This window comes from Flavobacterium sp. GQ95, from assembly GCF_059758655.1.
In genome coordinates this window covers 1-3,339 of sequence record NZ_JCAXEB010000037.1, presented here as the reverse complement: position 1 = coordinate 3,339, position 3,339 = coordinate 1, and the positions used below count along the sequence as shown (strand labels likewise).

The 3,339-nt window shown below is 30.7% G+C and carries 3 protein-coding genes; 1 reads left to right on the top strand and 2 read right to left on the bottom strand.

What is annotated here, in order from left to right; genetic code table 11:
• Positions 1–403 (top strand): integrase core domain-containing protein (locus AC6CH4_RS25795; RefSeq protein WP_498108186.1); only part of this gene is annotated, 403 nt, incomplete at its 5' end.
• Between the two features lie 376 nt (positions 404–779).
• On the opposite strand, the gene AC6CH4_RS25790 is transcribed toward AC6CH4_RS25795, so the two are convergent.
• Positions 780–2,072: a GEVED domain-containing protein gene (locus AC6CH4_RS25790; RefSeq protein WP_498108184.1), complete on the bottom strand. Its 1,293-nt coding sequence runs from the start codon at positions 2,070–2,072 to the stop codon at positions 780–782.
• 426 nt (positions 2,073–2,498) lie between these two features.
• Positions 2,499–2,711, bottom strand: a complete 213-nt coding sequence (locus tag AC6CH4_RS25785; RefSeq protein WP_498108182.1) for a hypothetical protein — start codon at positions 2,709–2,711, stop codon at positions 2,499–2,501.
• Between the last annotated feature and the right edge of the window lie 628 nt (positions 2,712–3,339).

The window sequence follows — 3,339 nt, the reverse complement described above, 5'->3', positions numbered from 1 at the left end:
CTGTATAGAGACTCTGAAGATGGCGTTAAAAAACAGAAGACGAGTATCTTCTTTTATATTAATACATCATTCTGACAGGGGAATACAGTACTGTTCGCAGAATTACACAACACTTTTAAATGAGAATAAAATAGCACTAAGTATGACTCAGAGTGGCAGTCCATACGAGAATACACTGGCTGAGAGAGTTAATGGGATTATAAAAAATGAGTTCTTCCCTAAAAAGATCTATCAGAACCATAAAGAAGCAAAGAAAAACATAAGAATTATTATCGATCACTATAACTTAAGACGACCTCATTCAAGTCTTGATTATCTAACGCCTAATCAGGCTCATCAAATCTCAGGTACAATTAAAAAACGCTGGAAAGGGTATCCAAGGCAAAAAAAGGAAAGGAGGTAAATCAAGTCGAAATTGTTTAATACGATATTCTAATATTCCTAATAGTGAAATAATAAAAATAACTTGTAAAGTAAAATCAGTACTAATTTAGTTTTGATGTAAACTAAATCTAGGATTATAAATCAAAAATGACAAGTAATTCCAGGACGAGACAGAGGGTACAATTTTGATCTCTCATATGAAAATATACGAAAACAAAGAATTTACTATAGTAGACGACTTTGTACCAGAGAAACTCGCTATTGCAATATCTTCAGGTATTCTTAATTTTTGTTCACGCTGGTTACGCGCCAATTGCAAGGATCTCTGTAATATTTAAAAAAACCTATACTATCAAAGAGGATGGCATAGGTTTTAAGTAATTCAAAAACTTTTTCTAGTTAATGGTTACATTGGAAAGATTAATTGACGACCCTCTTGAATTTGGACCGTATGCAGATGGATTGGAAGTATAAAAACTGGAATTAATTCTCATATAATGTTTTCCAATTTTAGCCGAACCAGGAATTACAAAACTCAAATAACTTTGACCCCATCCACTTTTAGATTGGCTGTTAACCAGAACTCTTTCATCATTTGTATATACCGCATCGTCATTAAAATCAATCCAGATCGATACTTTTTGGGCATTAAGTGTACTTACATTCAGATTATACGCTGTGTCTCTGGATAAATCCAGCTTTTGATTGCTGTTAATCGCATTGGTTGTCCAATTGGCGTTGCTCATAACATAATCCAACGAAATGCCCGTAATTTTTGCGAAATGCAAAACTACATAACCATCCTTTGAGCTCCATGTTGATTCAGTAGGATCCCCTTTATAAAGCTTTTTTTGCTCTAAGTCGATAATATCGTAATTATACTTACCTTGATTGTACATTTCATGAGCCTTATAACCACCTCCATAAGCATAATCATATTCATGTCCATACCCAATATGGTGTATAAATTCATGTGGTACGCCGCTTAAATAATTAGTATATCCCGGAGCCATTGCCCAATGGGAAATATGGATATAATTCCAAAGATTAGATGCGCCTACATAACCTTGATAATGCCCAGGCATACTTCTAAATTCCACACGTCTTTTAAGATCTCTTGCTTTTTCTATAAAAACTTCTCCCAATTCCCCGCCAGCAGGTTTTGTTAAAATGTAATTTTGAAATTCAGGTGTGCGTAATATTTTTAACCATTTATAATAAGTATCACCTAACAAATTTATTTCTCTTTCGTCAAGTTGACCCTTTAAGTAAATAGGTGCTGGAGGATTGCAAAAAATATTTTGGTAATAGCTAGTCTTATAGAAAGGAATAGCAATCCTGTTTCCATTTTCTTGCGTAATAAAAATATTTGCTGACGCCCCTAATAATTTTACATCATTTGGATTGTTTTTATCTAATTTATCAATCCTATCTTCAGCATAATCACTTAGTCCATCTCCGTCCGTGTCAAGATTATCGATTATAGAAGCAAAATTATTGGTGACTGAAAAATTTTCAATCGAAATCTTTGCCGTGTTTGAATTAGTCCCTTCCAGTATAATATCATTTTCGAAATGAGAATTTTTCATTTCTACAGATGTAGAATTGATGTCTGTAGAAACAGAATCAGTTTGACAAGAAGCAGCAATAAGCAATAGGCCTATTGGAAAAAGAACATGTTTTTTCATTGTATTTAAATTTAATTTATCCCATTTATATGGTATTGCTAAAAAACTTTATTATTCTTTGTTAAGAGCTTAGAAGAGGACATAAAATTGCAATAACAAGTTTTACTTTGCCTACATGATATAATTGAAAGAGCTTAAATTTGAAGAAAGATAATTCATGTTTTATTGGATAGAAGGTAAATTATGGTTATAATGAAACCCTATTCCATTTAAAGTGAGCACCTGATTCCTGTTCAAAATGACCACCTAATTCCAGAGCAAAATGATCACCTTCGTTTTGATTAAAACTATATTTTTTCATCTGTTAAAATGGGTTATGAAATTTCTATTCTCTGAAAAGGCGCTAAATCACTATAATTAAAAATGCTACCCAATTTAATCTCATTCCAAGACTCTTCTTTTTCTCTTATGGGATACATCACATCGTCAATCATAGGATAGTGCAACTCTTCTTTCTTCAAATAAAGCTATTAAACATTCTTCAATTGCAACTCCTTGATGACCTGCAATCTCTTTCATTTTTTTATAAATCAGAGAATCCTTAACAATATGTAATTTAGTTCCCTGAGCAGTTGCTTCAATTTCTAATCCTAGAATTTCGACATTTTGATTTGAACTGTCTTGTGAATTTGTATTCATAACTGTTTTTATTTTTTTTAATTCTTTTATAGATTTCCTTATTGATTATATAAACCCATATATGAAATAATTAATAGCGGAATGGCTATAATTAATAATGTTGTTATTACGGCTTCTATTGAGAAATCCGTCATTGTTTGTTTTTTAAATACATTCAAATGGATATTTTAACTTCACCATCTTCATCTTGTTCATTTAAAATGTTAAATACTTTTTAGTTTTCGATCCGAGATCATAAAAAAACACCCAAATTTCTACTTGGGTGTTCAATATATATATTAAATAGTAACTACTAATAGACAGGTAGTTTGATGGCAAACATCAATAAAGGAAGGTGTTATTTAATTCCAAATAGGACATTAAAATATTATATTAAGTTTATAATATATAAAGAAAGCCCCAACTAATCGGGACTTTTTATACCAAAAAGCTACAAAAAATATAATTAAACTAATGAATTAAAATTTTACCATAGTAAAGATATGTGCTTTTATAACACAATCACACACAAACAGTATTTTACTATTAAACACCGGTTTGTATTATTATTATATTTTATAATTTTAATTGTTTTATGTTTTTATTATGCACATTAAGAGTCATGTATAAAAAAGGAAAGCCCCAACTA

Coding starts and splice junctions, on each gene's coding strand:
- AC6CH4_RS25785 (WP_498108182.1), bottom strand. CDS start 2,711: ATGAATACAAATTCACAAGACAGTTCAAATCAAAATGTCGAAATTCTA.
- AC6CH4_RS25790 (WP_498108184.1), bottom strand. CDS start 2,072: ATGAAAAAACATGTTCTTTTTCCAATAGGCCTATTGCTTATTGCTGCT.